The sequence below is a fragment of the Campylobacter sp. RM19073 genome, from assembly GCF_024723495.1.
Classification (GTDB): domain Bacteria; phylum Campylobacterota; class Campylobacteria; order Campylobacterales; family Campylobacteraceae; genus Campylobacter; species Campylobacter porcelli.
This window is the reverse complement of sequence record NZ_JANQCT010000003.1, coordinates 51177-75872: the sequence shown is the minus strand read 5'-3', so window position 1 is coordinate 75872 and position 24696 is coordinate 51177. Positions and strand designations below refer to the sequence as shown.

Here is a 24696-nt window from a genome sequence, read left to right as displayed (position 1 = left end):
TTATGCAAATTTACTCCTATTATTCTATATTATTTGGCAATACTGGTCTAGCTAGTAAGTAGCCTTGTGCGTAGTCTATACCAACTTCTTTGATAATGTCTAAGATTTGTGGAGTAGAGACAAACTCAGCCACGGTCTCATAGCCTTGCCTTTTGGCAAATTCGACAATGGTTGTTACGACACTTTTGGCATTTTTATCAAATGGCAATTTAGAGATGATAGAGCCATCAATTTTGATATAATCTATATTTAATTCAAGCATTCTATAGTAGTTTGAGTATCCACTACCAAAGTCATCAAGGCTAAGTTTGCAACCATAATTTTTAATCTCTTGGATAAATGGATTTATAGCATTATAGTCATCTACGCCTTCGCTTTCTAAGATTTCTATAGTGAGATTTTGCGGGTTTTGGCATAGGCTAAGCTTTTGTAAAAATAGATTTTTAACCGGCTCATTTAGCATATCTACACTTGAGAGATTTATAGAAAATCTCTTTTTATCGCCAAATCTCTCTAATAGCTCAAAAGCTCTATTAATAACTTGCTTTGTAAGTGCTAGATATAGCGAAGTTAGCTTGGCTACGCTTAAAAATTCATTTGGGTAGTGGATTTGATTTTGCTGGTCTAAAATACGGATTAAAATCTCATATGAGCTAATTGTAGGCTTGGAATTTCTAATATCAAAAATCCCTTGACACTCGACAATTACTCTATTTTCATTTAATGCATATTGGATTAATCTTGTTATTGTGGCGTTTTTTTGATAGCTTTTTTCTATTATATTATCATGGTTGTAAAAGCTAAAGCTTAGCTCTTTTTCTTTTGCTTCTTGTGCGGCTAGAATGCCTTGGGTTAGTCTGGTTAAATTTGGTTTATCGCTGTTAGAGCTTATACCCATTGTGATTGAGATATTTGGTAAGATTTCAAATCCGCCATCTGTTTGGATTGTAATGTTTTTGGATTTAAAATACTCTAAAATATATTTTATATCTTTTTTGATATTATCGCCCTTATACCATATGCAAAACTCATCAAGTTGCATTCTATAGGCTATAGCGTCAATTTTATATGTGCTAATGGCAAGTTTTATAGAGTTTGCAATGGCTATAAATATCATATCGATAAAGTCTGAACGATAAAAAAATCTTAAATTTGCAAAGTCTGTAATCATCATATAAATCAATACACCATCTTGATTATTTTTGATAGCGTCATTTAGTGCAGAGAGGTTTTTTAATCCAGTTAGATTATCTATAATTGAGCTTTCTTGAAGCTGTGAATTTCTAAAATTTAGCTCTTTTTTTATCAGTCTTTCTTTGGTTATATCTTGTTTTAAAATTATAGCGCCATTTATATCATTAAATTCATCTAGCATTGGGATTGCGACTATATTTTCATAGATTAGTATCCCATCATTTGATTTGCTGACAAACTCATCATAGCATTTGATCTCTTTACTTTGGCTAACTTCATCAAATATATCAATCCCTTGCATATTCATATTTAGTGAGCTTAGCTCCTTGCCAATTATGCTTTGAGCACTAAAGCTAGAGGCATTTACAAATGCATTATTAACGCTAGAGATTTTGCCGAATTTATCTAGGATTATTACTTGATTTGGATTGCTATCAATTAGATGTCTTAGCTGTTTTAATTTGAGTTTATTCTCTTTATTTTGTAGGTTTAAAACCCCATTTTTAGCCACTGCGAGTATAACTATGATAAGTAAAAATGCCGAGCTACCAATGAGAGCATATAAAGCAGAATTGAAATACTCAATTGAGATTTTTATAAGCTCTTGAATTTGTCTTTGAATATGCATATTATAATTTTGAATTTGTAAATTTGGAATGGTGATTAGATTATCATTGACATGTTGGATCATGCTTAAAAATTGATAATCAAATGGCGATTGCTCTTGAGCGATTAGTTTAGTTAGATATATATCAAACGAATCTCTATCAAATTCATCTATAAATCTTGAGTTCATCAGCAACGCGTAGGCATTACTCATCTCTTTGATATTTGTAGTTTTTGATAAATTTTGATTTAGCTCTATTAAGCATTTAGATATATCTTGACGGATTACATAGTAGTTTCTGATTATATCGGTTTGCTTTTTGATTTTGGCGTTTAAATTCTCTAAAAACAATATATGATCTAGCTTATAAAATAGTTTTGTGGTGATAAAATTTGAGCTGATTTTATCTAATATTGCATTGATTTTGGTAATGCTATCTTCGCTTTCTTCTATGGTTGTGTGAATGCTTTGTAGGTCAATTTGTAAAAATAGCTCTTGATTTAGCCTTTTAAGCTCGGCAAAATCATATAATCTCTCCTCTGTTTTGAGTAAAACTCTACCAGTTTCTATAATAAAATATAGACACGCAAGTGCGAAAAATAGCATTATAAATTTTAAAATATTTACCTTCAAAATACCATAACTTTCACGCAAGTAGTGATATTTTCAGTGATTTCATCACCATTTGCTAGGTTTTTTATCTTATTTTTTATCTCATCTTTTGTGTAATTTTGTCTGCTTATTTCTAAATGCCAAGCTAGATTTTCTACCATATCGTCTATGCTTCTTGTTACACTTCTATTTTCATTTATGATTTTGGATTTAAATTTAATATTTTTAGAGATTAAAAACTGCTCTAATATAGCCATAGGCGTTGCCATATCAGCTTTACAATCCATAAAAAGCTCTAATAAATTTGATCTTCTAGGCTTTAGCCAATTCATATATATATGCTTATTAGCAAGGTTATAAAATATCTCAAAATTCTCATAGCTTTTAAGTGCTGGGGACATAGTCAAAAATCCTATATCAAATTTACTATTTTTAATATCATTTATCGTGCCATTAAGGGTTTGAATATTGGATATATTATGCTCTTTAGCACTTAATATTAAAATCTCTAGCATCGCATCACTAATATCTAATGCCAAAACGCTTTTACACATTTTAGCTAAATGCAAGCTATACACTCCAGTTCCAGCACCTATATCTATAACGCTCTTGCTGCTAAAATCCACGCCACACTCATTTAAAAAGGCGAAAAATTCAGCCTCAAATGGACGCATAATAGGGCTAAACCTAGGATATGTTTTGGACTTTTTATTCCAAATATCTTGCATATATACTACCTTGGGATTATTTTACTAAATTCTATCAAGTTTTTCTTTAAATAAATTTAAGTCAAATCAGATATAATTTTAAACTCAAATTTCTAGGAGAAATGTAAAATTGCTTATCTTAAAAGTGCATTTATGAAAATCAAAATTGAAAACTTAAGCTTTGGCTATGATGATGGCTATATATTTGAGAATTTAAATTTTAGCTACGATAGTAAAGATTTTTTAGCTATTATTGGCCCTAATGGCGGTGGAAAAAGCACCCTTTTGCGTCTAATGCTTGGCATTTTAGAGCCTAAATCTGGCAAGATTAGCATAGATTCAAAGTCGCCAAAATTAGCAAAAGAGCTAATAGGCTATGTCCCGCAATACATACCGGTAAATAAGAGCTTTCCGATGAGCGTTTTGGAGGTGGTATTAATGGGAAGGCTAAGTGGTGGACTATTTAAATTCTACTCAAAAGCTGATAAAAATATGGCTATACAGGCTTTGGATATGGTCGGTATGAGGGAGTTTAGCTCTAGGGGCATTGGCGCATTAAGTGGGGGGCAAAGACAAAGAGTATATATAGCAAGAGCTTTGGTAAGTGGGGCTAGAATTTTAATGCTAGATGAGCCAACAGCTAGTATAGATACGCAAGGTCAGGCTCAAATTTACACCGCATTAAAAGAGATAAATCAAGCAAATGTCGGCGTTATCGCCATCAGTCACGATATTAATATGGCTATTAATTTTGCTTCTAAGGTCGCTTATATAAATAGCGGTAGCGTCGTGCTTCATGATATTTCAAATTTAGATAATAGAGATTTTATAAGCCATCTTAGCAAGGATCATACGCATTTTTGTGATGTTGAGCTAGCGCTTAATAGCTGTGGTTGTGCTTCGCATAAGGATTGATAGTGGAAATTTTAAGCTTTAGTTTTATGCAAAATGCTTTATGGGCTGGAGTTTTAGTTAGCGTAGCTTGTGGTGTGATTGGCTCATTAATTGTGATAAATAAGATGACATTTATCGCTGGAGGTGTGGCTCATGGGGCTTATGGCGGGATAGGGATCGCATTTTTCTTAGGTGCTTCTCCGCTTTTTGGTGCGGCTGGATTTGCTGTGGCTATAGGGCTTTTAATAGCCTTTATCAGCGGACAAAATCGTGATAGGATAGATAGCGTAATTGGTGCTATTTGGGCGTTTGGTATGGCTGTTGGGATTATTTTTGTAGATCTTAGCCCTGGGTATAATGCTGATTTGATGAGCTATTTGTTTGGTTCTATTTTGGCTGTAAGCACAGAAGATCTTATATTTATGAGTGTTTTGGATACTGTTTTTGTATTATTTGCACTGCTTTTTTATACTCAAATTTGTGCTTTTTGTTTTGATAGTGAATTTGCTAAGCTTCGTGGGGTAAATGTCAGCTTCTTATACTATTTGATGAGCGCATTAATCGCACTTTGCGTGGTTAGTACTATTAGGGTTGTGGGGCTGATTTTGGTGATTGCTTTGCTTAGCATTCCGCCATATATAGCTGAGAAATTTAGCCCAAATTTGGCTATAATGATGATTTTATCAGCTATTTTATCAGCTATTTTTATATTTTGCGGATTGATACTTAGCTACTATTTTAACCTAACAAGTGGAGCTAGTATAATCGCAGTTGCTACCATAATATTTTTTATTGTGGAGCTTTGTAAAAGAAGATAGATTATATCTTCTCTATCATCTCTTTTAGTGATTTATCATCTAGCCACTGGGTGTTATTATCAGAGCGATACTCAAATTCGCTACTAACTCTATAGCCTTTTTCTCCAAGTTTATTAATAGCAAAATTAGCCTGTTTATCATAGAATTTAATAGAAGGCGTGATAACATAGTGATCGCTAAATTCCAAGCTATGCAAGGCATCATCAGCGCTTATCATCATCTCATGGAGCTTCTCTCCTGGTCTAATGCCAATTATATTAATTGGCAAATTTGGCGCTAAAGTGGCAGCTAAATCTGTGATTTTCATAGATGGAATTTTAGGGATAAATAGCTCTCCACCTTGCATTCTAGCAAAGTTTTTAAGGACAAATTTAACCCCATCTTCAAGCGTAATCCAAAATCTAGTCATTCTCTCATCAGTAATTGGCAGCTCTTTTGCCCCATTTGCTATTAATTTTTTAAATAGCGGCACCACCGAGCCTCTAGAGCCAACGACATTACCATATCTAACGACGCTAAATCTAGTTGGCCCTGGACCTACTATATTATTTGCCGCTATAAATAGCTTATCGCTAGCTAGTTTGGTAGCACCATATAAATTTACAGGATTACACGCTTTATCGGTGCTTAGTGCGATTACCTTTTCTACTCCATTTTTAAGGGCGGCATTTATGACATTTTGTGCGCCGTGGATATTGGTTTTTATACACTCCATTGGGTTATACTCAGCTATTGGCACATGCTTCATAGCAGCGGCATGGATTACAAAATCAACCCCATTCATAGCAGTGTTTAATCTACTCTCATCTCTTACATCGCCGATGAAATAACGCATGGATGGGCTATTAAATTCCTGAGCCATCTCATATTGTTTTAACTCATCTCGTGAGTAGATTATTATCTTATTTGGCTTGTAATTTTCTAATAAAATTTTAGTATATTTTTTGCCAAAACTGCCCGTTCCACCGGTTATTAGAATGTTTTTATTATTAAACACAGCTTAGCTCCAAATTAATGCATTTTAATAGGTATAACTTTTTTAACTGGGATATTTTTTAATTCATATGTTTTGCCATCGCTAAAAGTTAAATTTAAATCGACATTTCCATCATTTATATCTCTTTTTAAGCCCAAAAACATAACATGCAAACCACCTGGTTTTAGCTCAACTTTAGAGTTGGCTGGTATCTTAATGCTTGGGATTTGAATCATCTTTTTCATGCCATCTTCTGTGATATGAGTGTGAAGCTCGGTAGCTTTGCTTATATTGCTACTAGCTGAAATTAGCTCAATATCTTTTGAATCTTGATTTTCTATACTCATAAAAGCGGCGCTATTTTTCGCATTTGGCGGGGTATCTTTGATATATGAATTAGTAATTAAAATTTGAGCATTTACGCTAAGTGCAACTAGAGTTGAGGTAAATAAATATTTAAACATATTTTATCCTTTTTTGATTGAAGTGAGCTAAATTATACAAGAATTTAAATTAATTTTCAACCGATTTTGATATAATTTCAAGCTTAAATATTTAATTAATTAAGGTTAAAATAGTGAAAAAATTACTCTTTTTATTAGTAGTATCAACATCTTTATTTAGTGGGGAGTTAGAGGAGTTATATCTTAAAGGTGGCATATCAGCAGTCCAAGATAAGATAGAGAAGAACTTACAAAGTGTGGAGTATTGGAGCGATAGCTTAAAAAATAAAGAGCTAAAATATGGCTATCACGATGATAAAAGCAGATTAATCATAGTAGCTGATAAAACTGCTAAGAATATATCTGTAAATCAATATGAAGATGGTAAATTAAAAGAGGTTAAAAATAGCGAGATAATCACTGGTTTAATGGGCGAAAAGCTATTAGAAGGGGATCTGAAAACCCCAGTTGGTGTATATGATATAACACGCAGATTTACTCCGCCTACTACATATTATGGGCCGGTTGCTTTTAGCTTATCTTACCCAAATTTATATGATAAACTTCGCAAAAGAACAGGCTATGGCATATGGATTCATGGCTATCCTATGGAGGGCGATGTAAGGGAAAATGAGCTAGAGACTAAAGGCTGTATCGCTATGAAAAATGATATTTTAGAATCTTTTGAAGATATAGTGCAAAATAATTCAGCTATCGTGATAATAAGCGAAGATGGTAAACCAAAATCTAGTAATCTTGATATAGCTGTGATATTTGCCCAGCTTTTTGCGTGGAAAGATGCTTGGACTAAGAGTGATTTGGATAGATATATAAGCTTTTATCATAATGATTTTCGCCGCTTTGATGGTATGAAAATTGCAGAATTTACGCAGATGAAAAAGAGAGTATTTAGCAAAAATGAGAGCAAAATAATTGAATTTAAAAATTTCAATATAACACCATATCCAAACATAGATGGCAAGAATATATATCGCGTAAATTTTGATGAGAGATATAGAGCGGCCTCATATAATTTTGATGGGGATAAAACCTTATATGTAGAAGTGGCTGATAATAAGATGAAAATTTTAGTAGAGGAGTAGCTATGAGTGATGAAAAAGAGCTTGTAAAAAAGCAAATTGAGGAGTTTTTGGCCGCTAGGGGGAGATTTTTTGATGTTTTAGATGCAAGTGTGCCAAAGCAAGGCAATAGCACAGCCTTTGACTTTGATGCTTGTAAAGAGCCAAGCTTAAAAGCCTTATATAAAGAGTTTTACGCATATGATTATGCAGTAAGAAAGATGCTACCACATATATATAAAAAATTTGATTTGAGCTTTAATGTCTGAGATTTTACTCTCAAAAAGTGCTTATGAGCATAATTTAACTCAAATAGCCAAAAAAGTAGGCTCTAAAAAGCGAATTATCGCCGTTTTAAAAGATAACGCATATGGTCATGGGGCGCTCCTAATGGGCAAGATCGCTAGTGAATTTGGCATTGAAATAGCGTGTGTTAAAAGTGAGCTTGAAGCAAGGGAACTATCTAGATTATTTAAGAGCATTATAGTGCTTTCTCATTTACCAACTGGTGCTGAGAATGGCGAGTTTATCTATGCTATTAATGAGCTTAGGGCTTTAGAAAAGATAAGACCAAATAGCCAAATTCATCTTGCCATCGATACTTTAATGCATAGAAATGGTATAGACATTACTGAGATTGAAACTGCTATTAATATTATTAAAAAACGAAATTTGATATTAAAGGGTGCTTTTACTCATTTTAGAGCTAGCGATGAGCATAGTGGGGATTACTTTGTTCAAAAAGAGAATTTCAAACAAGCTAAAGATAAGATTAAAGAATTTTTTGATGGCGAGCTTATATTTCACTCTCACAACTCAGCTGCGATTGAGAGAAGCTCAGATATAGGTGATGAGTATGTGCGTGCTGGTATGGCTCAATTTGGATATTTTGGGTTTAATGAGAGCCTAGAGCTTAAAAAAGTCTTAAAGCTTTATGCCGATCGTGTAAGCTCAAGAGTCTTATATGCTGGTCAAAGTGTAGGTTATGGTGGCGCATTTACTGCTAAATATGATATGAATATCGCTACATATGATCTTGGCTATGGCGATGGGTTATTGCGATATAATGGCAATGGAGAGCTAAAATTAGCCAATGGAAATCCAATTTTAGGCAAAATGTCTATGGATAGCTTTAGCTCAATTGATGGTGGAGAGCGGATATGTGTATTAGATAATGCTGATATTTGGGCTGAGTTTTTTGGGACTATTAATTATGATATTTTAGTTAAGCTTAGTCCTATAATTAGTAGAAGGGTAGTGGAGTAAAATTAAAATAATTAAATTGATTAAATTCTAGCCGACATTAAGCCGGCTAAATTCTATTATACATATCCTTGATCGATCATCGCATCAGCGACTTTTCTAAATCCTGCGATATTTGCTCCTAGAACAAGGTTGCCCGGTACGCCAAATTCAACAGAAGTTTCGTAACTAGCTTCAAAGATATTTGTCATAATGCGGTGAAGTTTGCTATCTACTTCATCGAAAGTCCATTTTTGCATACTTGCGTTTTGTGCCATTTCTAATCCACTAGTTGCCACGCCACCAGCATTTGCAGCCTTAGCAGGGCCAAATAAGAAATCTTTTTTGCTAAGCATAAAGTCAATAGCCTCAAGTGTACTAGGCATATTTGCGCCCTCACAAACTAATCTACAACCATTATTATAAAGAGTTTTGATATCTTCTAAATTTAGCTCATTTTGTGTAGCACTTGGGAATGCTGCATCACATGGAACACTCCAAATCCCATTTGTACCAGCTTTATACTCGCTAACAGGAGTGAATTTCGCACTAGGTTTAGCCGCTGCGTATTCGCTAAGGCCTTTTCTTTCAACCTCTTTAATGCGTTTTAATAGCTCGACATCTATACCTTCGCTATCATATATAAAGCCAGTTGAATCGCTTACTGTTATAGGAAGTGCGCCAAGTTGATATAGCTTTTGAGCTGTGTATATAGCCACATTTCCAGCACCACTTATTGAGCATTTTTTGCCCTCTAGGCTGCTATTTTGTTTTTTAAGCATCTCTTGAGCAAAATATACTGAGCCATATCCAGTAGCCTCTACCCTTACTAAGCTACCGCCCCAGTCTAGACCTTTACCAGTCAAAGCACCATCAAAGCGATTTGTTAATTTTTTATATTGACCAAACATATAGCCGATCTCACGACCACCAACGCCAATATCGCCAGCTGGGACATCTTTTACATCGCCGATTAATTTATATAATTCATTCATAAAAGCTTGACAAAATCTCATAATCTCGCCATCGCTTTTGCCTTTAGGGTCGAAATTAGCACCACCTTTGCCGCCACCCATATTAAGTCCAGTAAGTGAATTTTTAAAGATTTGCTCAAAACCAAGAAATTTGATTATATCTAAGCATACTGATGGATGAAATCTCAAGCCGCCTTTATATGGGCCAAGAGCAGAGTTAAACTCTACACGATACCCAAAGTGTGAGCAAGGTTCGTTTTTGTCATTCATATAGGTTACTCTAAACATCGTAGTTCTTTCAGGCATTACAATACGATCTATGATTTTGTGATCAAGATACTTTTTTTCTTTTTCTAAAAGTGGTTCTAAAGTATGTAAAACCTCTGTAGCGGCTTGTAAAAATGTTGTTTGACCAGGACTTGACTTTTTGATATTTTCAAGTGTTTGGTTGATATACTCATGTACTGACATCGTAACTCCTATTGTGAAAATGTTTGTAGTTGGATTATATTTAATTTATCTTAAATTTAATCTTAATATAGAAAAAGTTAGGATATTTTTTGTCCGTATTGTTACAAATTTACTCACTTTATGGCTGAAAATTATACTTTTTTGCTAGTGAAATAAACTTTTTTAGTGCTCGTTTTTCCTTAAATTTTATATTATAGCTAATATGTTCTAAATACCATAAAATCATATTTGGAGCGATATTTCTACTTTTTGAATATTCGTTGAGTATGTATTTTGGTATCTTTATTTTTTGCTTTAAGAATTGATTAATAATTTTTTTATACAAATTTTGATTTTTATTACAGCAAAATAGTCCAAAAACAAAAGGTAGCCCCGTTTTTTGATACCAAATTTCACCCATATCATAAAATTTATCCCCACCATCTTTTATATATTGTCTTAATGCTTCATCTCCTATTATTATCTCTCCATTAAGCGACAAAATTTTACCAAGCATATTTGAACTCTTAGATGCTGGGTCTAGTTTTTTGGGGCTATTTTTACGCGCTAAGACAGATTTTACTGCACCTTTGGCGCATATTCCTAAATTTAGTTTTGTGTATTTTGGATTTCTGCTCTCTATGCTTGAGATGATGGCGGCATCGATTCGTCTTTTGCTTAGATCTTCGCATAATTTCGCTGGGGTGCCTTTTTTGAATTCAATAGATTTTTTAGTTTGATTGCTTAGTGGGTAGCGCTTTAAAAATACATGAAATGGAAGCAAATTTAGATAATCAATCTTGCCAAATAGCATATTTAAACCCTTTATTAGTGTGTTATCTTCAGCGTCTTTAAGGACTGAGATTTGTAGCCTTTATGGCTTAATATTTGGATTAAATATATGGATTATATCCTAAATTTGCTTAATTTTTGAGTGTTAGCGTAGGGAATTATATCTAAAATAAATCAAAATATATTAAGCTATTTTTCTTATCGCCGATTTATGGATTATATTTTAAATAAAAGGAGATTTGATGAAAAAAATTGCTTTAGCAACTATTTTTTTAGTTTCTGCTCTTTTTTCAGCAGATAGTTTTACTTTTGAAAAAGTAAATAACCCAAAAGAGATTTTAAGTAAAATTTCTACTAAAAAGCCAAGCAGATCCAAGCTAAGTGTTCGCTCTTATACCCCACTTCCTATAGATCAGTTTGTATTTGATTCAAATTTAGATGAGCTTACGAGCGTTTCAAGTGGCGGACAACTTTTATTTTATTTGGCTTATAATAAAGTTCAAAACGACCCTACAATGCCTAGAAGCGAACTTCTAACAAATTTATCTGAAAGTGAAAATTATGCTTGCGATTATATAGCACAACAAGCATCGATATGTAACTATGAAGATTACTATTCTCAAGTGCAATACGCCCTAAATAGCATCGGCGGTTGGTTTTATTTCACACAATATCCATCTAGCGATGATGAATTTGTTTTAATCAATAGAATAAATACAAAAAGAGGAAATGCTGGTGGATCTCAAAAATTTATGGGTGGCAAACCGCATTTTAAAGTATTTGTTGATACTTATGGTAAGCTTAGCGTAACATTTACCTTGGTAACTGGTGGCACTCAAACAGTATCAACACCACAAGCTATACCGTTAAATACTAAAGTTTATCTACAAGCTAACAATAGTGGAATAAACTATGAAGTAGGCTGGACTACGCTTGATGGAGTTAGCTCAAGAGCAAGTGGAAGCCACCAAGGATTTTCTATCCCAGCTGATATAGATGAGCATAGGGTAGCTAGAAATAATAAAGTATCTTGTCAGTCTGGACCAAATCTTACTGGGATTAATGAAAGAAATTCCGGTTGTATAAAAATTGATTTCGGAAGTAAAATGCAACAAACAGTAGAATTCTATAATCAAAAAAAGAATAGTCATTTGATATCTAATTTCTTTTGGAATGCTTCAACTGGTATGTTTGCAGATATGAATAAAACAGATATTAGCAATAATACGGTTTTTCAACCAAATACAAGCCTTGTTGTGGATATAAACTTTATAAATAAAGTATATGGCGATCTATTTATGGGGCAAAATAATTTTAATGCTAATCAGCTTAGGGTTTATGTTGCAGATAATTATATTATTGCTGATGTTCGAGAATACTAATATATTTTAGACTGGTTGCGTTTAGCAATCAGCCTAGTTATCAAAGAGGAATAACCTATGGATATAAAATCTTTTCAAACAAATTTAGATTTAACTAACTTCAAATTCGACAAATATGCAGACATTGTAAAGCAAAATGAAGAAATATCTAAAAAAAGAGCCGATATTTATAAAACTGATAGAAATTTTCATATAATTAGCGAAAATGAGAGCGAAAACTATATCGGTATCAAAAACAATGAGCCAATAACAAGCAAAAAATATAAAGATTATATTATATACTCAGACAATGAAAATTTATTGTATTATGAAGGCACTAACGCATATTATGCTATCACTAAAGATACTGATATAAATTTGCTCTCAAAGATTAGCTTGGCTGATAAAATGTTTTTACTTAATAAAAATGATACAACAGATGAAAAAGTCGTAGTAAAAGATGAAGCATATTTTATGCAAAAAATGCTTGATGATATGATAATAGAACAGACATCTTTTATGCTAGGTAAAAAGCTTGACCAAAGCTATGATGTATGGCATTCTTTGGGTTTTGGCAGAAGCTACAGCTACGCAAATAAATTTAGCCCAAATGCTGGGAATTATAAGGCTGATAACTACTCAAATCAAAACCCCTTAATCCCAAACTCCTACTACCTAAACTCCTACGCAAACTCAAATTTAATTGATACTAAATTTGGTAAAGCAGAGCTATTTTTAGATTTAGCTGGAGATAATGATAGATTAGGAGTTGGAAGCTTTAGCTCAAATTCACAACTTTTTAGATTTGATAGTGATGGAAATGGATTTGTAGATAAAAATGATGACTACTTTGATAAATTAAAAATAAGAACTTATGATAAAGATGGAAATGAGATTATCAAAAAACTTAGCGAAGTAGTTGATAGTATAAATTTAAAAGATTTTATAGATAGCAAGAGCAATGCCTTAAAAAAACTTGAAGCTCAAAAAGATAATTATGGAACAATAGAAGGCTATGAACGCTCTTTAGAATTGCTAAAAGATTACAATCCATACTCTATTTTTAAGCCTGAAGTAAGATATGAGAGCCTTACTCAAAATGACTTAAACGAGCTTTCAAAACTAGCTGATGAAGATGGCTGGATAGATATAAATTCAAATTTGGGAGCTTTTAATGGATTACTTGGGATTGCTTATGCTAAGCAAGGGGTTGATGGGAGTTATAGATTAGAAGAGTTATCGAGTTATCCGCATACTACAAATTTTGGCTTTAATAATGTATTTGATACAACAACCAAAGAGTACTATTGGCGAGATAGCGATAAAAACTCTTATCAAAATCAACAATACACGAGATTTATGAATTTATATAATGATTATATGAGCGAGCTTAAAAATAGAGATGATTATATAAATGAATTTGATGATGAAACAAAGGCAAAGTATCAAAATGTAAAATCTAGCGTTATGCTGTCTATAGAGCGTGAATTTAGCTCTGCGACCGGACTTAACTTCACCTTAGAAAATCTACAAAAAGTTAAAGATAGCTTTGAAAAAGATAGAGTAAATACCGCAAATATGCTTAAAGACACAGACGCATTAACAGCTATAAGAATTAATAAAAATGGCACATTTACCCTTAAATTTAACAGCGGAAGGGAGATAATCGTAAATGAGCTTTATAAAGATAGCGGTAAGGCTTTTGATGTAGAGCTAAATTTAAATGCTAAATTCGCCACTTCAATAGAGCTAAATCAAGATATAGATTTGGTGGTGAGCGCAGCTAAAATCCAAGATAAAATCACAGGGCAAATCGAGATAAAATCCCTAAAAGATCTAGGCGTGGAGATAATCAAAAAGCTATCAAATAATAAATTCGCACTCCAAACAAACGATGGTAAAACTATAATCATAGATCAAATTTACACTAGATTGATGCCAAATAATCAAAATGATATAAATTTAATAGATGATAAGGATAAATTTTACCCAAAACCGCTTAGAATTTGGGTTTAAAATAGCTTTAGTATCTGTTTATTATAAAAAAGTATTATTATAAAGATAAAAAATCTAAAAGGAAAAATAGTGAAAAAGTATATTTTTGCTCTTGCTTTGGTTTTACCTTTGTTTGCTCAAGAGAGATTAATTCATGTTTATAAGTCGCCATCATGTGGTTGTTGTGAGCTTTGGGAGAGCTATATGGAGAAAAATGGCTATAAAATCAACTCTTATGCTAAAGAGGATTTTATGAAAATCAAAGAGAGTCTAGGTATCAAATCTCAGTATCAAAGCTGTCATACTGGAGTTATCGATGGCTATGCTATTGAGGGTCATGTGCCTAGTAGTGCTGTGGCTTGGCTACTAGAAAATAAACCCAGTGGTGTGATAGGAATTTCAGCCCCTGGTATGCCTATGGGAAGTCCTGGAATGGAGCAAGGAGCACCAGAGAAATACCCAGTAATTTTAATGAAAAAAGATGGCTCAAGTGAGCTTTTTGGCTATTATATAGGCGATAAAAAGATTTAAATTTATTAGCAAATTTAAAGTCTAAAATATCAGTTATTTAAACGCTATTAATTTACTAAATTAAAGCTGATAAATAGCTATAAATTAGTAATTTAAATTGTATAAATTTGATTTTATTTTGAGTATAGCCATCAAATTTAGATGGCTATTATTAATTTTTTAATTAAAATAATTTTTTAAGCTTTTGTATGTAAGAGGTCTCATCAAACTCTTTTACCAATGCCACCCCATCTTCTACGGCAGCTTTTGCTACAGCTGGAGCAACTGTGAATAAAACTCTAGGATCAAATGGTTTTGGGATTATATAATCTTTGCCAAATTTAATTTCGCTTACATTATAGGCTTTGCAAACTTCGCTAGGAACGCTCTCTTTAGCTAGTTTAGCTAGGGCTTGTGCGGCGGCAATTTTCATATTTTCAGTTATTTTAGTAGCCCTTACATCGAGCGCTCCACGAAAGATAAATGGAAAGCCTAAGACATTATTTACCTGATTTGGGTAGTCGCTTCTTCCTGTGCCTATTATAATATCATCTCTTATCGCATAGGCTACTTCTGGTCTAATTTCAGGTTCTGGATTAGCTAGAGCAAATATGATTGGGTTACTAGCCATGCTTTTTACCATATCTTGGTTTAGAAGTTTGGCTTTTGAAAGACCTAAAAACATATCAGCACCCCTTAATGCGTCGCTTAAAGTTCTAGCATCTGTATCTATGGCAAATTCCCTTTTTTGCTCGGTTAAATCATCTCTTTTTGAGTGTATAACCCCCTTGCTATCGCACATAATTATATTTTTAACCCCTACGCTTTGATACATTTTCGCACACGCTATTCCGGCTGCTCCGCTACCGCTTACTACAACTTTAATCTTAGATATATCTTTTCGATTTATCTCTAAAGCATTAAGCAAGCCAGCAGTAGTGATGATGGCAGTGCCGTGCTGATCATCGTGCATAACTGGGATATTTACGCTCTCTTGGAGCTTTTTTTCTATATAAAAGCACTTTGGCGCAGCTATATCTTCTAAATTTATACCGCCAAAAGTTGGGGCTAGGGCTTTGCAGATTTCAACTATTTTATCTGGGTCTTTCTCACCAAGTTCAATATCAAAAGCATCTACATTGGCAAATTTTTTAAACAAAACAGATTTGCCCTCCATCACAGGCTTTCCAGCTACTGCACCGATATCGCCAAGGCCTAAAACCGCCGTGCTATCGGTGATTACTGCTACTAGGTTGCCTTTGTTTGTGTATTTATAGGATAGTTCGTTATCGTTATTTATCTCCATGCAAGGCTCAGCTACGCCTGGAGAGTATGCAAGGCTTAAATCTTCAGCGCTAACGCAAGGTTTTTTGACATTGATTTCTATCTTGCCACCTATATGATAGTCAAGAGCTTTTTGCTTTAAACTCATGGTATTTCCTTAAATTTAACTTTAAATTTTTAAATAATATTTAATTATAACCTAAATTTATTTGATAGGAGGTAAATACTTTAATAATAGATAAATTTTATTATTTAGGTGTTACTTTTTGTAAATTAAGCGGTAAATTTGGCTATTTTTAAAAAGCTAGAGCTTTTAACTCTAGCTTTGTCTATAGTGATTTTAGGAAGTTTTGTATTCTTAATTTTAACTCATCGAGTCCGATAAATTCAATAACTTCAAATATACTAGGGCTTACTGCACCGCCTGTTATTGCGATTCTGATTGGCTGGGCTAGATCTTTTAATTTTCTCTCTTTTTTGGCTAAAAATTCATTTACCATCTCTTCTATAGCCTTAGCGTCCATCTCTTGGCTTTTAATAAAATCAGCAAATTGGCTTAAAAGTAATTTATTATCATCATTTATAAATTTTTTCACAGCATTTTGGTCATAATCTGTTGGTTGATTGATGATAGCAAGAGCCGAAGCTTTTAGTTCTAAGAGAGTTTTTGAACGCTCCCTTAGCAAATCTAGGAGCATTTGACCTTTATTAATAGCTCTAAAATCTATCCCAAAATATAGCATATCATCTGCAAGTCTCTCAAATGGCAATGATTTTATATAGTGCGCATTTAGCCACTCTAATTTTGATTGATTGTATGTAGAGGCTGATTTGCTAAGATTATATGGGTCAAATAGCTCTATCATTTGGTGTAAGCTAAATATCTCATCATCGCCGTGGCTCCAGCCTAAACGCACAAGGAAATTTAAAAGTGCTTCAGGCAAATAACCCATATTTTTATACTCCATAACATCAGTAGCCCCGTGCCTTTTGCTTAGTTTAGCCCCATCACTTCCATTTATCATAGCCACATGGAAAAACTGCGGAATTTCAAACCCAAGAGCCTCATATAAGATAATTTGCTTTGGAGTGTTGCTTAGATGATCGTCCCCCCTAATGATATGCGAAACCCCCATAAGTGCATCATCTATAACTACACAAAAATTATATGTAGGCGACCCATCACTTCTAGCGATGATAAAATCATCTAGTATATCGCTACAATTAAATTTAATATCCCCTTTAACTCCATCTTTAAACTCAATCACTCCATCAAGCGGAGCCTTTATACGAATTACAGGCTCAATTCCTTGTGGTGGAGTGCCAGTAAAATCTCTATATCTTCCATCATATTTTGGTCTTAATTTCTTAGCTTCAGCATCAGCTCTCATCTTTGCTAACTCATCTTGAGTTGTGTAGCATTTATAGGCTTTGCCACTTTCTAATAGTTGATTAATATATTTTTTATAAATATCAAATCTTTTTGATTGATACTCTACGCTTCCATCATAATCTAGCCCACACCAATTAAACGCCTCTCTAATAGCGATTGTAGCCTCTTGCGAGTTTCGCTTAAGATCGGTATCTTCAATGCGAAGAAGAAATTTGCCACCATTTTTACGAGCGTAAAGATAGTTATATAGTGCCGTTCTAAGTCCGCCAATGTGTAAAAATCCAGTTGGAGATGGAGCAAATCTTGTAGTTATCATTATGATTATCCTATTATTTATTGAAATTTGGATATAATTTTAGCTCAAATTTGCTTTAATAAAGGTTTGATTATGATAAAAAATTTAATTTTTGCTTTGCTATTTTTAGCCCTTAATGCTAGTGCTAGATATGTAGGTGGGCTAGTTGCGACTGTGGATAATGAGCCAATTACTACCTATGAGCTAAATAGCGTGATGAATAAAACAAAATTAAATAAAGATGAGGCGTTAAATTTATTAATAAGAGATAAATTAGAACTAGCTCAAGTAAAAAAATTAAATATCACCGTGAGCGAATTTGAAATAGATCAAAAAATTGCTCAATTAGCCGCAGCTAATAATATGAGTGTTAATAGCTTTAAATCTGTGGTAAAATCAAGAGGCACGAGCGATGAGCAGCTTAGAGAGGATATGCAAATTTCGATAAAAAAAGAGAAGCTTTATGCGAGTATTTTAAATGCTCCAAACCAAAATATCACCCCACAAAACGCTAGGAGATTTTATGAGAATAATGCGGGGATGTTTTTGCGTTTTGATAGTATTAGCTTGATTCGCTATATCTCTAATGATAATGAAGCGTTAAATTTACAAGCTAAGGATTATAAAGCAGATATTAAAGGGGTGAAAAAGGAGCATTTAAATTTAAGCTCATCTAAGATCGCTCCAAATCTTATATATATCTTTAATAACACTCAAAATGGCGAATTTACTCCTATTTTAGAAAGCCCTGTTGGGTTAGAGAGATTTTATATCATATCTAAAAACGGATCAGTTTTACCGCCATTTGAAGCTGTGGAACAATCCGTGGTAAATGCGATGATAGAGCAAGAAAGAGAGGCTGCTATGATGGATTATTTTAACAAGTTAAAGGCAAAAGCAAATATAAAATATATCCAAAAATAGTCTTAAATTTGTGTTTTCATTATATTTATTTTAGAGCTATTTTTGATCTTGCTATCATCTTTGAAAATAGCTCTTACTCTATCCATTCCAGTGTAAAACTCCTTCATCAAGCTAAGCCACAAATATCTGCCAAATTGGGTTGATTGGATTATATTATTTTGAATTTTAATAGCTTTAATTAGTTTTAATAATTTTAATTCTATATTTAGCATTTTTAAAAGATCTGTATTGTTTGTTTGATTAAATTTTGAAATATCGATAAAACCGCTAAAAATTTCAGTTAAAAATAGGTATTTTATCCGCTCTTTTTTATTAAATTTACAATTTGCGATTATGGAGCTTTGGTGGTTTTGAATTTTGCTATTATACTCATTTAGGTTAAAAGCATTTATAAAAAGCTCCCCATTAAGAAAGCTAAATCCACCACTTCCTATCCCTAGATACTCGTGCTTTGAGCTGACATACTCATCATTTAAGGCTAATTTCTTTTTAGCATATGACCACGCATTACTCTTATAATAATCTTTAAAACTCTCTTCTATAATGGTGTAAAACTCATACTCATTGTCATTTTTGCTTACGCCAAGAGCAGAGGCGATTTTGTCTTTTGTAAGACTAGATTTCATCAGTGGGTAGAATGTGATTTGGTCTGCGTCAATGCTTTTGGCTAAATTTATATCATTAATTAACATATCTTTTGTTTGATTTGGGAAGTTAAATATCAGATCAATGCTAGTAATTGGCAATACATTAATAGCGTTTTTTAGCTTTGTGATTAGAGTTTGGCTTGAGCCAAATTTATCATACCTTCCAACTTTTTTTAAAATCTCATCATTAAAGCTTTGCACCCCAATACTTAGACGCTTAATTAACCCTTTAAAACGATTGAGATTTTGAATTTCAATGTGATTTGGGTCGCTTTCGCATGAAATTTCATCTATATTAAATAGCTTTTTGGCTAGCTCAAGTGTTTTTATAAGCTCACTTTCGTTTATTAAAGTTGTCCCGCCACCTACATACATAGAGTTGAATTTGTATCCTAATTTATAAATTTGCTCCATCTCTAAACGCAAATTTTTAAAATACTCCTTAGCCAAGCTCTCATCATAAGCGTATTTGTGAAATGAGCAATATGGACAAAAAGTATGGCAAAATGGCACATGAGCATATAGCATATAGTTTATATTTGGGTCTGGGGTTTTGGTCTGGTAATTTGGTAAAAGATCTAAATTTAGTTGAGATTTTAAGGATTTATTTAGAGAAAATTTAGCATATTTGATAGCTAAATTTTGGATTAAAAATAGAGATTTCATCTGCTATAACTCTTTAAATTTATTTAAACTGCAAATTATAGCAGAGATTTAAAAATTTAATACTATTTTAGCTTGATTATTTCAGAGATTATCTCTACTAGCTCCTCTTGGCTATTTACATATTCGATATTGATTAAGTATTTGCCATTTACTACAAAGCCTGGAGTTCCACTGATTTTAGCCACTTCTAGAGCTTGAGAGGTTAGCTTGGCATAGGCTTTGCCATCTTTTGAGTTAGCGTAGTCTATTATGGCTTTTACACTAGTATTTTGGACGCCATTTGCTTTTAGGATACTTGCGGCTCTTTGATAGAATTCTTCGCCATTTTTATATGATTTTTTATTTACAAAAGCATCTTCAAAAAAGCCTTTTAAAACTTGGTGAAAATTTGATTTTGCACTTAGAGTGCTTACACCATTTTTCTCATCTAGGCTTTTAGCATAGCCTAAAACATCGCTCATCTCAAAGCCAAATACACCCATTTGATGCACTTGCCACTCATCATATTTAAGATCTGGTAACATTTCAGATACAAATTTAAGCGTGCCATTTTTGAAGTGATTATAGCAGTGAATGCACCCATAGCTAAAGATCTCAATAACGCTATTTTGTGCATTATTAAATTCAGCCTGTTTTGGTAGTTTTATATACTCTTTGCCTTCAGTAATTGCGTTTGCACCAACAGCAAGTAGCAAAGAAAATGCTAAGAAAAGTTTTTTAAATTTCATTATTTACTCCTTTATTTTAGATTTTTAAAGCTTAGTGGAAGCTCTAAATTTAGCTCTTTTACAAGCTTAATTGTATTTTGTAACTCATCAATTGATTTGCTAACAACCCTAATCTCATCACCTCTAATAGACGCATTTACTTTGATTTTAGAATCTTTTATGGCTTTTGTGATCTTTTTAGCGTTATCGCTATCAAGGGTATCATTTAGCTTTAAAATAGATTTAATATTACCACCACTTGCGTTTTCTACGCTCTTTTGGCTTAGTGCAACTGGCGGAATTTCTCGCTTTATAAGTTTGCTTATTACAATATCTTTTAACGCTTCAATTTTAGAATCGCTTGAGCTAATGAGAGTTATGGTTTTATCCTTTTCATTTAGCTCAATTTCAGCCTTTAAACCCTTAAAGTCAAATCTATTAGCCACCTCTTTTTTAGCCGTTTCGAGGGCATTTTTGACCTCCATCATATTGACACTTGCACTTATATCAAAGCTATGCTCATCAGCCATTTTCACCCCTTTAAGAAATCTTCTATATTTTTAGCACTTAGCTCAATTAGTTTTTTTCTAGCCTCCACACTAGCCCAAGCAATATGCGGAGTAATCATCAATCTATCTTTATTTTTGACTTTTAATAAAGGGTGATTAGCTCTAATTGGCTCTTTTTCAAGCACATCAGTGATAAAATAAATCTTACGCTCATCGATTAAATTTGCGATTTTTTCCTCATCAACGATCCCGCCACGACCGCTATTTACGAGCATTGCTCCATCTTTTAACTCATCTAAAGCCTTAGCATTAAAAAGATTTTTTGTATTCTCATTAAGTGGTGCGTGAATGCTGATTATATCGCATTTTAAAACCTCTTCAAAGCTAACTCTTTTGAAATTTGGATTTGAGTTATTATTGCTTGTTGAGTAGTAGCAGACTTCACAACCAAAGGCTTGTGCTACCTTAGCCACTTCAAGACCAATCGTTCCAAGACCAACAACGCAAAATTTCTTATTACTAAGCTCAAATATTGGTCTATCTAAATTTACAAATATCGGACTTTTAGCCCAGCCATCGCTACTTTTACCATAATTTTCATAGTAGCTTGTGCTATTTCTAATGGCTAAAATATTAGCAAAAGTTTGTTGGACTACGCTATTAGTGGAGTAGCCAGCGACATTTTTTACTACTATATTTGCATTTTTAGCCGCTTCTAAATCTATATTATTTACACCAGTTGCCGTAACGCAAATTAATTTTAAATTTGTTTTTGCAATTACATCTTTTGTGATTAAAACCTTATTTGTCAGCACAATATCAGCACCTTGAAGTCTATCTATAGTCTGATTTTCATCAGTCATATCATAGCTGATAAACTCCCCAAATTTGCCAAATATGCTCTTTAAATCCACATCATTACCCAAGGTATTAGCATCTAAACATACTATTTTCATATTTTTCCTTTTAATGAGTTGGCATAAATATTAACATTTTTTTATTAATTAATAGCTATATTTATTGTTTAAATTTGCAAATATTATTAAATTTGCCGATTTACTTGGTAAAATATGCAAAATAAAAAGGAAAATTATGGCAATCAGCCCCATCTCAAATGCGATTTATGTCAATCAAAATACTCCCGCAGCAGCTTCAGTTCAAAGTGATTTCCAATCAAAATTAGATATGCAAATGGCGATGAATGCCGCAGCTTCGGCTGAAAAGAAAAAAGAGGTAGAAGAGGTTCGCCCCACTGAAGAGACCTATAAAATTGATCCAGAAAATGAGCATGAAAAGCAGACGCAAAAAGAGGATTTAAACGAGCAAAATCATAAGCGTAAACGCAGCGATGATGAGGTAGATGATGATAGCGAAGATGTTAAATTTCAAAAGCTTGATATAGTGGTGTGAGATGAGAATTTTTATTTTAGCGATTTTTTGTGTGGTTTTAAACGCAGGGAGTATCTCTAAGATTGATATAGTGGTCGCAAAGCGTGGAGCAATGGGGGCTTATATATATGGAAGTGATACAAATAGCGTTCAAGTAAGCTTTGAAGGGCAGATTATAGATAGTTGCCGTATAGATGGGATAAAAAACCCTTTAGATAGAGTGGTGCGTCAATGGGCGTTGCAGTGTAGGTTGCCAAATATGGCTGGAAAGGTGGAGATAAAATATTTTGATCTACATAATAAGCGTCAAAGTGTTTTTAAATTTATAGAATAAATTTGGTTTAATTTTAGCTAAAATTAGATAAAATCACAGCTTTTAAGGAAGGTTTTATGAGAAATAGAATTATGGTTGGCATAGCCTTATTTGTGGCGTTTTTGGTTATAGCGGTGCTAGATATTTTTTGGCTCAATTTCATAATTTTTGGTGCTATTTTAGCTTTAGCGGTGCTAGAGAGCTTAAATCTTTATAATCTTAAACAAAAGTCTATAGTTGTGATTGCGGTGGTGTTTTTTACCTTGCTTCCATTTGTTGGTGGGATACAAGATGTTTTTAAGATTATTATCTTAAATTTAGTTGTGGTAGCTAGTGTTTTAGCATATTCTAAAAATGAGAATTTAAAGCTTATTTTGCCTTTTATCTATCCAGTTGCGCCTATTTTTATACTATTTGCAATATATCAAAGTTATGGTGTTTCGGCGTTATTTTGGCTGATTTTTACTATTATTGCTAGTGATAGTGGGGCGTATTTTGTGGGAAAATTTTTTGGTAAGAGAAGCTTTAGCCCATCAAGCCCAAATAAGACGCTTGAAGGGGTATGTGGCGGATTGATTATAGGGGTGATTTTTGGGATAATATCTGGGCTATTTTTAATGGATATTGCTTTTATTATCGTTGTTTTATGTAGTGTTGGGGTTGTGATTTTTGGTATATTTGGCGATCTGTTTGAGAGCTATTTAAAGCGTTTAGCTGGCGTTAAAGATAGCGGAGTGCTACTTGGAGAGCAAGGTGGAATTTTAGATAGAATTGATGGATATTTATTTGGCGTTTTAGCGATGTATATGGTGCTTATATGATAGTTCTTGGTAGTAGCGGGAGTATTGGTTTAAATGCTTTGAGATTAGCTAGAGAGCATAATTTAAAAGTAGAAGCCTTAGCTTGTAAAAGTAATTTAAAGGTTTTAAATTCGCAAATTAAAGAGTTTGCTCCAAAATTAGTATATATAGATGATGATAGCTTAAAACCTTTGGTTAATCATAAATTTGTCTTTAGCAAAAATGATGGAATAGAGAGCTTTTTAAAAGCGTGTAGTGATGAAATTGGAAGCACAAAGCTTATAAATGCTTTTGTAGGATTTGATGGATTAACTCCTAGTGTGCTAGCTTTAAAGCTTGGATTTGATTTAGCCTTAGCAAATAAAGAGAGCCTTGTAGTAGGTGGGCAATTTTTAGATTGTGCAAAAATCACTCCAATTGATAGTGAGCATTTTGGGCTTAAATTTCTATTAAAAGATCGCCCTAAAATCCATAGATTGATTATCACAGCAAGTGGTGGGGCGTTTTATAATCGCGATATTACTACCTTAAAAGATGTAAGTGTAGAAGATGCCCTAAAGCACCCAAATTGGAATATGGGGGCAAAGATTACCATCGATAGTGCCACGATGGTAAATAAGCTATTTGAGGTTATTGAGGCATTTTGGCTTTATGGATGTAAAAATATAGACGCCTATATAGAGACAAAATCTCTAATCCACGCATTAATCGAGTTCAAAGATGGCTCCACGACAGCTCATATCTCAAAGCCAGATATGAGATTAGCCATAGCTCATGCCATTGGTCTTGGCAATCAAAGGATAATTGAGAATTTAGATATTCAAGCCTTACAAAATATAACTTTTGAACTGGTTGATTTAGATAGATATAGGGCATTTAGCCTAAAAGATGAGTTATTAAAAAATCCTAAAATTGGTGCTATTATAAATGCGGCTAATGATGAGATTGTGGCTGGATTTTTGAGTAAGAAGGTTAAATTTAACTCCATTAGCGATGCGATTTTTGATGCTTTGGATAAATTTAGTAGCTTTAGATTAGATAGCTTAGAGAGCGTAGTTGAGATAAATAAAAAGGTAAAAGATTATATCAAAATTAGATATAATACCTAGATTTTA

At 33.2% G+C, this 24696-nt stretch carries 25 protein-coding genes; 13 read left to right on the top strand and 12 right to left on the bottom strand.

All coding sequences use genetic code 11. The features are described 5' to 3' along the window. Positions 1-19: 19 nt before the first annotated feature. Positions 20-2434: a sensor domain-containing phosphodiesterase gene (locus CSUIS19073_RS02315; protein ID WP_086237354.1), complete on the bottom strand. Its 2415-nt coding sequence runs from the start codon at positions 2432-2434 to the stop codon at positions 20-22. Further along, on the bottom strand, positions 2431-3141 hold the full coding sequence (locus CSUIS19073_RS02310; protein ID WP_086237355.1) for a class I SAM-dependent methyltransferase: 711 nt from the start codon (positions 3139-3141) through the stop codon (positions 2431-2433). The genes CSUIS19073_RS02315 and CSUIS19073_RS02310 overlap by 4 nt, the downstream gene beginning before the upstream one ends. A 132-nt stretch (positions 3142-3273) precedes the next feature. Between CSUIS19073_RS02310 and CSUIS19073_RS02305 the strand changes: the two genes are divergently transcribed. Continuing rightward, on the top strand, positions 3274-4035 hold the full coding sequence (locus tag CSUIS19073_RS02305) for a metal ABC transporter ATP-binding protein (protein ID WP_086237356.1): 762 nt from the start codon (positions 3274-3276) through the stop codon (positions 4033-4035). Next, on the top strand, positions 4035-4832 hold the full coding sequence (locus CSUIS19073_RS02300) for a metal ABC transporter permease (RefSeq protein WP_086237446.1): 798 nt from the start codon (positions 4035-4037) through the stop codon (positions 4830-4832). Before CSUIS19073_RS02305 ends, CSUIS19073_RS02300 begins: the two co-directional genes overlap by 1 nt. Position 4833: 1 nt before the next feature. On the opposite strand, the gene pseB is transcribed toward CSUIS19073_RS02300, so the two are convergent. Together pseB and CSUIS19073_RS02290 are read right to left on the bottom strand one after the other, a co-directional pair. Next, positions 4834-5829, bottom strand: coding sequence for a UDP-N-acetylglucosamine 4,6-dehydratase (inverting) (gene pseB / locus CSUIS19073_RS02295; RefSeq protein WP_086237357.1), 996 nt, complete (start codon positions 5827-5829; stop codon positions 4834-4836). A 14-nt stretch (positions 5830-5843) separates the two neighbouring features. Then, the gene (locus CSUIS19073_RS02290) at positions 5844-6272 is read right to left on the bottom strand and encodes a copper chaperone PCu(A)C (protein ID WP_086237358.1); all 429 of its coding nucleotides are present in this window, start codon (positions 6270-6272) and stop codon (positions 5844-5846) included. Positions 6273-6385: 113 nt separating this feature from the next. On the opposite strand from CSUIS19073_RS02290, the gene CSUIS19073_RS02285 reads away from it, so the two are divergent. The 3 genes from CSUIS19073_RS02285 to CSUIS19073_RS02275 are packed head-to-tail and all read left to right on the top strand — an operon-like array spanning position 6386 to position 8596. Next, positions 6386-7354 carry a L,D-transpeptidase family protein gene (locus CSUIS19073_RS02285; RefSeq protein WP_086237359.1) on the top strand — a complete coding sequence of 323 codons (969 nt, stop codon included), beginning with the start codon at positions 6386-6388 and terminating at the stop codon, positions 7352-7354. A 2-nt stretch (positions 7355-7356) separates the two neighbouring features. Further along, positions 7357-7599, top strand: coding sequence for a CmeU family protein (gene cmeU / locus CSUIS19073_RS02280; protein WP_086237360.1), 243 nt, complete (start codon positions 7357-7359; stop codon positions 7597-7599). Continuing rightward, the gene (locus tag CSUIS19073_RS02275) at positions 7592-8596 is read left to right on the top strand and encodes an alanine racemase (RefSeq protein WP_086237361.1); all 1005 of its coding nucleotides are present in this window, start codon (positions 7592-7594) and stop codon (positions 8594-8596) included. The genes cmeU and CSUIS19073_RS02275 overlap by 8 nt, the downstream gene beginning before the upstream one ends. A gap of 56 nt (positions 8597-8652) precedes the next feature. On the opposite strand, the gene gdhA is transcribed toward CSUIS19073_RS02275, so the two are convergent. Next, positions 8653-10017, bottom strand: a complete 1365-nt coding sequence (gene gdhA / locus CSUIS19073_RS02270; protein WP_086225327.1) for an NADP-specific glutamate dehydrogenase — start codon at positions 10015-10017, stop codon at positions 8653-8655. Positions 10018-10135: 118 nt separating this feature from the next. After that, on the bottom strand, positions 10136-10810 hold the full coding sequence (locus CSUIS19073_RS02265) for an MqnA/MqnD/SBP family protein (RefSeq protein WP_086237362.1): 675 nt from the start codon (positions 10808-10810) through the stop codon (positions 10136-10138). 220 nt (positions 10811-11030) lie between these two features. On the opposite strand from CSUIS19073_RS02265, the gene CSUIS19073_RS02260 reads away from it, so the two are divergent. The 3 genes from CSUIS19073_RS02260 (at position 11031) to CSUIS19073_RS02250 (ending at position 14675) form a co-directional block, all read left to right on the top strand. After that, the gene (locus tag CSUIS19073_RS02260; RefSeq protein ID WP_086237363.1) at positions 11031-12170 is read left to right on the top strand and encodes a hypothetical protein; all 1140 of its coding nucleotides are present in this window, start codon (positions 11031-11033) and stop codon (positions 12168-12170) included. A 57-nt stretch (positions 12171-12227) separates the two neighbouring features. Continuing rightward, complete coding sequence (locus CSUIS19073_RS02255) at positions 12228-14165, top strand: hypothetical protein (RefSeq protein WP_086242455.1); 1938 nt, start codon at positions 12228-12230, stop codon at positions 14163-14165. Between the two features lie 69 nt (positions 14166-14234). Then, complete coding sequence (locus CSUIS19073_RS02250; RefSeq protein ID WP_086242456.1) at positions 14235-14675, top strand: DUF411 domain-containing protein; 441 nt, start codon at positions 14235-14237, stop codon at positions 14673-14675. Between the two features lie 163 nt (positions 14676-14838). Here the strand turns inward: CSUIS19073_RS02250 and CSUIS19073_RS02245 are convergent, their stop codons facing one another. Beyond that, a complete protein-coding gene (locus CSUIS19073_RS02245; protein ID WP_086242457.1) occupies positions 14839-16086 on the bottom strand; it encodes a malic enzyme-like NAD(P)-binding protein in 1248 nt (415 codons plus the stop codon). A gap of 181 nt (positions 16087-16267) precedes the next feature. Continuing rightward, positions 16268-17647 carry a glutamate--tRNA ligase gene (gene gltX / locus CSUIS19073_RS02240; RefSeq protein ID WP_086237367.1) on the bottom strand — a complete coding sequence of 460 codons (1380 nt, stop codon included), beginning with the start codon at positions 17645-17647 and terminating at the stop codon, positions 16268-16270. A gap of 72 nt (positions 17648-17719) precedes the next feature. Here gltX and CSUIS19073_RS02235 point away from each other — a divergent pair, with 72 nt between their 5' ends. Continuing rightward, positions 17720-18550: a SurA N-terminal domain-containing protein gene (locus CSUIS19073_RS02235; RefSeq protein ID WP_086237368.1), complete on the top strand. Its 831-nt coding sequence runs from the start codon at positions 17720-17722 to the stop codon at positions 18548-18550. A gap of 2 nt (positions 18551-18552) precedes the next feature. Here the strand turns inward: CSUIS19073_RS02235 and CSUIS19073_RS02230 are convergent, their stop codons facing one another. The 4 genes from CSUIS19073_RS02230 to CSUIS19073_RS02215 form a co-directional block, all read right to left on the bottom strand. Further along, a complete protein-coding gene (locus CSUIS19073_RS02230) occupies positions 18553-19863 on the bottom strand; it encodes a coproporphyrinogen III oxidase family protein (protein WP_086237369.1) in 1311 nt (436 codons plus the stop codon). A 62-nt stretch (positions 19864-19925) separates the two neighbouring features. Next, complete coding sequence (locus CSUIS19073_RS02225; RefSeq protein ID WP_086242458.1) at positions 19926-20591, bottom strand: disulfide isomerase; 666 nt, start codon at positions 20589-20591, stop codon at positions 19926-19928. An 11-nt stretch (positions 20592-20602) separates the two neighbouring features. After that, positions 20603-21100, bottom strand: coding sequence for a YajQ family cyclic di-GMP-binding protein (locus CSUIS19073_RS02220; protein WP_086237371.1), 498 nt, complete (start codon positions 21098-21100; stop codon positions 20603-20605). A 2-nt stretch (positions 21101-21102) separates the two neighbouring features. Then, positions 21103-22035 carry a D-2-hydroxyacid dehydrogenase gene (locus CSUIS19073_RS02215; protein ID WP_086242459.1) on the bottom strand — a complete coding sequence of 311 codons (933 nt, stop codon included), beginning with the start codon at positions 22033-22035 and terminating at the stop codon, positions 21103-21105. A gap of 136 nt (positions 22036-22171) precedes the next feature. Between CSUIS19073_RS02215 and CSUIS19073_RS02210 the strand changes: the two genes are divergently transcribed. From CSUIS19073_RS02210 to dxr, 4 genes are read left to right on the top strand one after another with little or no spacing between them, the layout of a single operon-like run. Then, complete coding sequence (locus CSUIS19073_RS02210; RefSeq protein WP_086237373.1) at positions 22172-22489, top strand: hypothetical protein; 318 nt, start codon at positions 22172-22174, stop codon at positions 22487-22489. A gap of 1 nt (position 22490) precedes the next feature. Continuing rightward, positions 22491-22802 (top strand): hypothetical protein, encoded by a 312-nt coding sequence (locus tag CSUIS19073_RS02205; RefSeq protein ID WP_086237374.1) that lies wholly within the window; start codon positions 22491-22493, stop codon positions 22800-22802. A gap of 56 nt (positions 22803-22858) precedes the next feature. After that, a complete protein-coding gene (locus CSUIS19073_RS02200; RefSeq protein WP_086242460.1) occupies positions 22859-23602 on the top strand; it encodes a phosphatidate cytidylyltransferase in 744 nt (247 codons plus the stop codon). Further along, a complete protein-coding gene (gene dxr / locus CSUIS19073_RS02195) occupies positions 23599-24690 on the top strand; it encodes a 1-deoxy-D-xylulose-5-phosphate reductoisomerase (protein WP_086242461.1) in 1092 nt (363 codons plus the stop codon). The genes CSUIS19073_RS02200 and dxr overlap by 4 nt, the downstream gene beginning before the upstream one ends. Positions 24691-24696: the final 6 nt, after the last annotated feature.

Excerpts from the sequence above, each read along its gene's own strand:
- CSUIS19073_RS02210 (WP_086237373.1), top strand. The coding sequence starts at position 22,172 with ATGGCAATCAGCCCCATCTCAAATGCGATTTATGTCAATCAAAATACT.
- dxr (WP_086242461.1), top strand. The coding sequence starts at position 23,599 with ATGATAGTTCTTGGTAGTAGCGGGAGTATTGGTTTAAATGCTTTGAGA.
- CSUIS19073_RS02290 (WP_086237358.1), bottom strand. The coding sequence starts at position 6,272 with ATGTTTAAATATTTATTTACCTCAACTCTAGTTGCACTTAGCGTAAAT.
- CSUIS19073_RS02265 (WP_086237362.1), bottom strand. The coding sequence starts at position 10,810 with ATGCTATTTGGCAAGATTGATTATCTAAATTTGCTTCCATTTCATGTA.
- CSUIS19073_RS02215 (WP_086242459.1), bottom strand. The coding sequence starts at position 22,035 with ATGAAAATAGTATGTTTAGATGCTAATACCTTGGGTAATGATGTGGAT.
- CSUIS19073_RS02245 (WP_086242457.1), bottom strand. The coding sequence starts at position 16,086 with ATGAGTTTAAAGCAAAAAGCTCTTGACTATCATATAGGTGGCAAGATA.
- CSUIS19073_RS02205 (WP_086237374.1), top strand. The coding sequence starts at position 22,491 with ATGAGAATTTTTATTTTAGCGATTTTTTGTGTGGTTTTAAACGCAGGG.
- gdhA (WP_086225327.1), bottom strand. The coding sequence starts at position 10,017 with ATGTCAGTACATGAGTATATCAACCAAACACTTGAAAATATCAAAAAG.
- CSUIS19073_RS02260 (WP_086237363.1), top strand. The coding sequence starts at position 11,031 with ATGAAAAAAATTGCTTTAGCAACTATTTTTTTAGTTTCTGCTCTTTTT.
- cmeU (WP_086237360.1), top strand. The coding sequence starts at position 7,357 with ATGAGTGATGAAAAAGAGCTTGTAAAAAAGCAAATTGAGGAGTTTTTG.
- CSUIS19073_RS02225 (WP_086242458.1), bottom strand. The coding sequence starts at position 20,591 with ATGAAATTTAAAAAACTTTTCTTAGCATTTTCTTTGCTACTTGCTGTT.
- CSUIS19073_RS02310 (WP_086237355.1), bottom strand. The coding sequence starts at position 3,141 with ATGCAAGATATTTGGAATAAAAAGTCCAAAACATATCCTAGGTTTAGC.
- CSUIS19073_RS02305 (WP_086237356.1), top strand. The coding sequence starts at position 3,274 with ATGAAAATCAAAATTGAAAACTTAAGCTTTGGCTATGATGATGGCTAT.
- gltX (WP_086237367.1), bottom strand. The coding sequence starts at position 17,647 with ATGATAACTACAAGATTTGCTCCATCTCCAACTGGATTTTTACACATT.
- CSUIS19073_RS02275 (WP_086237361.1), top strand. The coding sequence starts at position 7,592 with ATGTCTGAGATTTTACTCTCAAAAAGTGCTTATGAGCATAATTTAACT.
- CSUIS19073_RS02220 (WP_086237371.1), bottom strand. The coding sequence starts at position 21,100 with ATGGCTGATGAGCATAGCTTTGATATAAGTGCAAGTGTCAATATGATG.
- CSUIS19073_RS02235 (WP_086237368.1), top strand. The coding sequence starts at position 17,720 with ATGATAAAAAATTTAATTTTTGCTTTGCTATTTTTAGCCCTTAATGCT.
- CSUIS19073_RS02255 (WP_086242455.1), top strand. The coding sequence starts at position 12,228 with ATGGATATAAAATCTTTTCAAACAAATTTAGATTTAACTAACTTCAAA.
- CSUIS19073_RS02200 (WP_086242460.1), top strand. The coding sequence starts at position 22,859 with ATGAGAAATAGAATTATGGTTGGCATAGCCTTATTTGTGGCGTTTTTG.
- CSUIS19073_RS02230 (WP_086237369.1), bottom strand. The coding sequence starts at position 19,863 with ATGAAATCTCTATTTTTAATCCAAAATTTAGCTATCAAATATGCTAAA.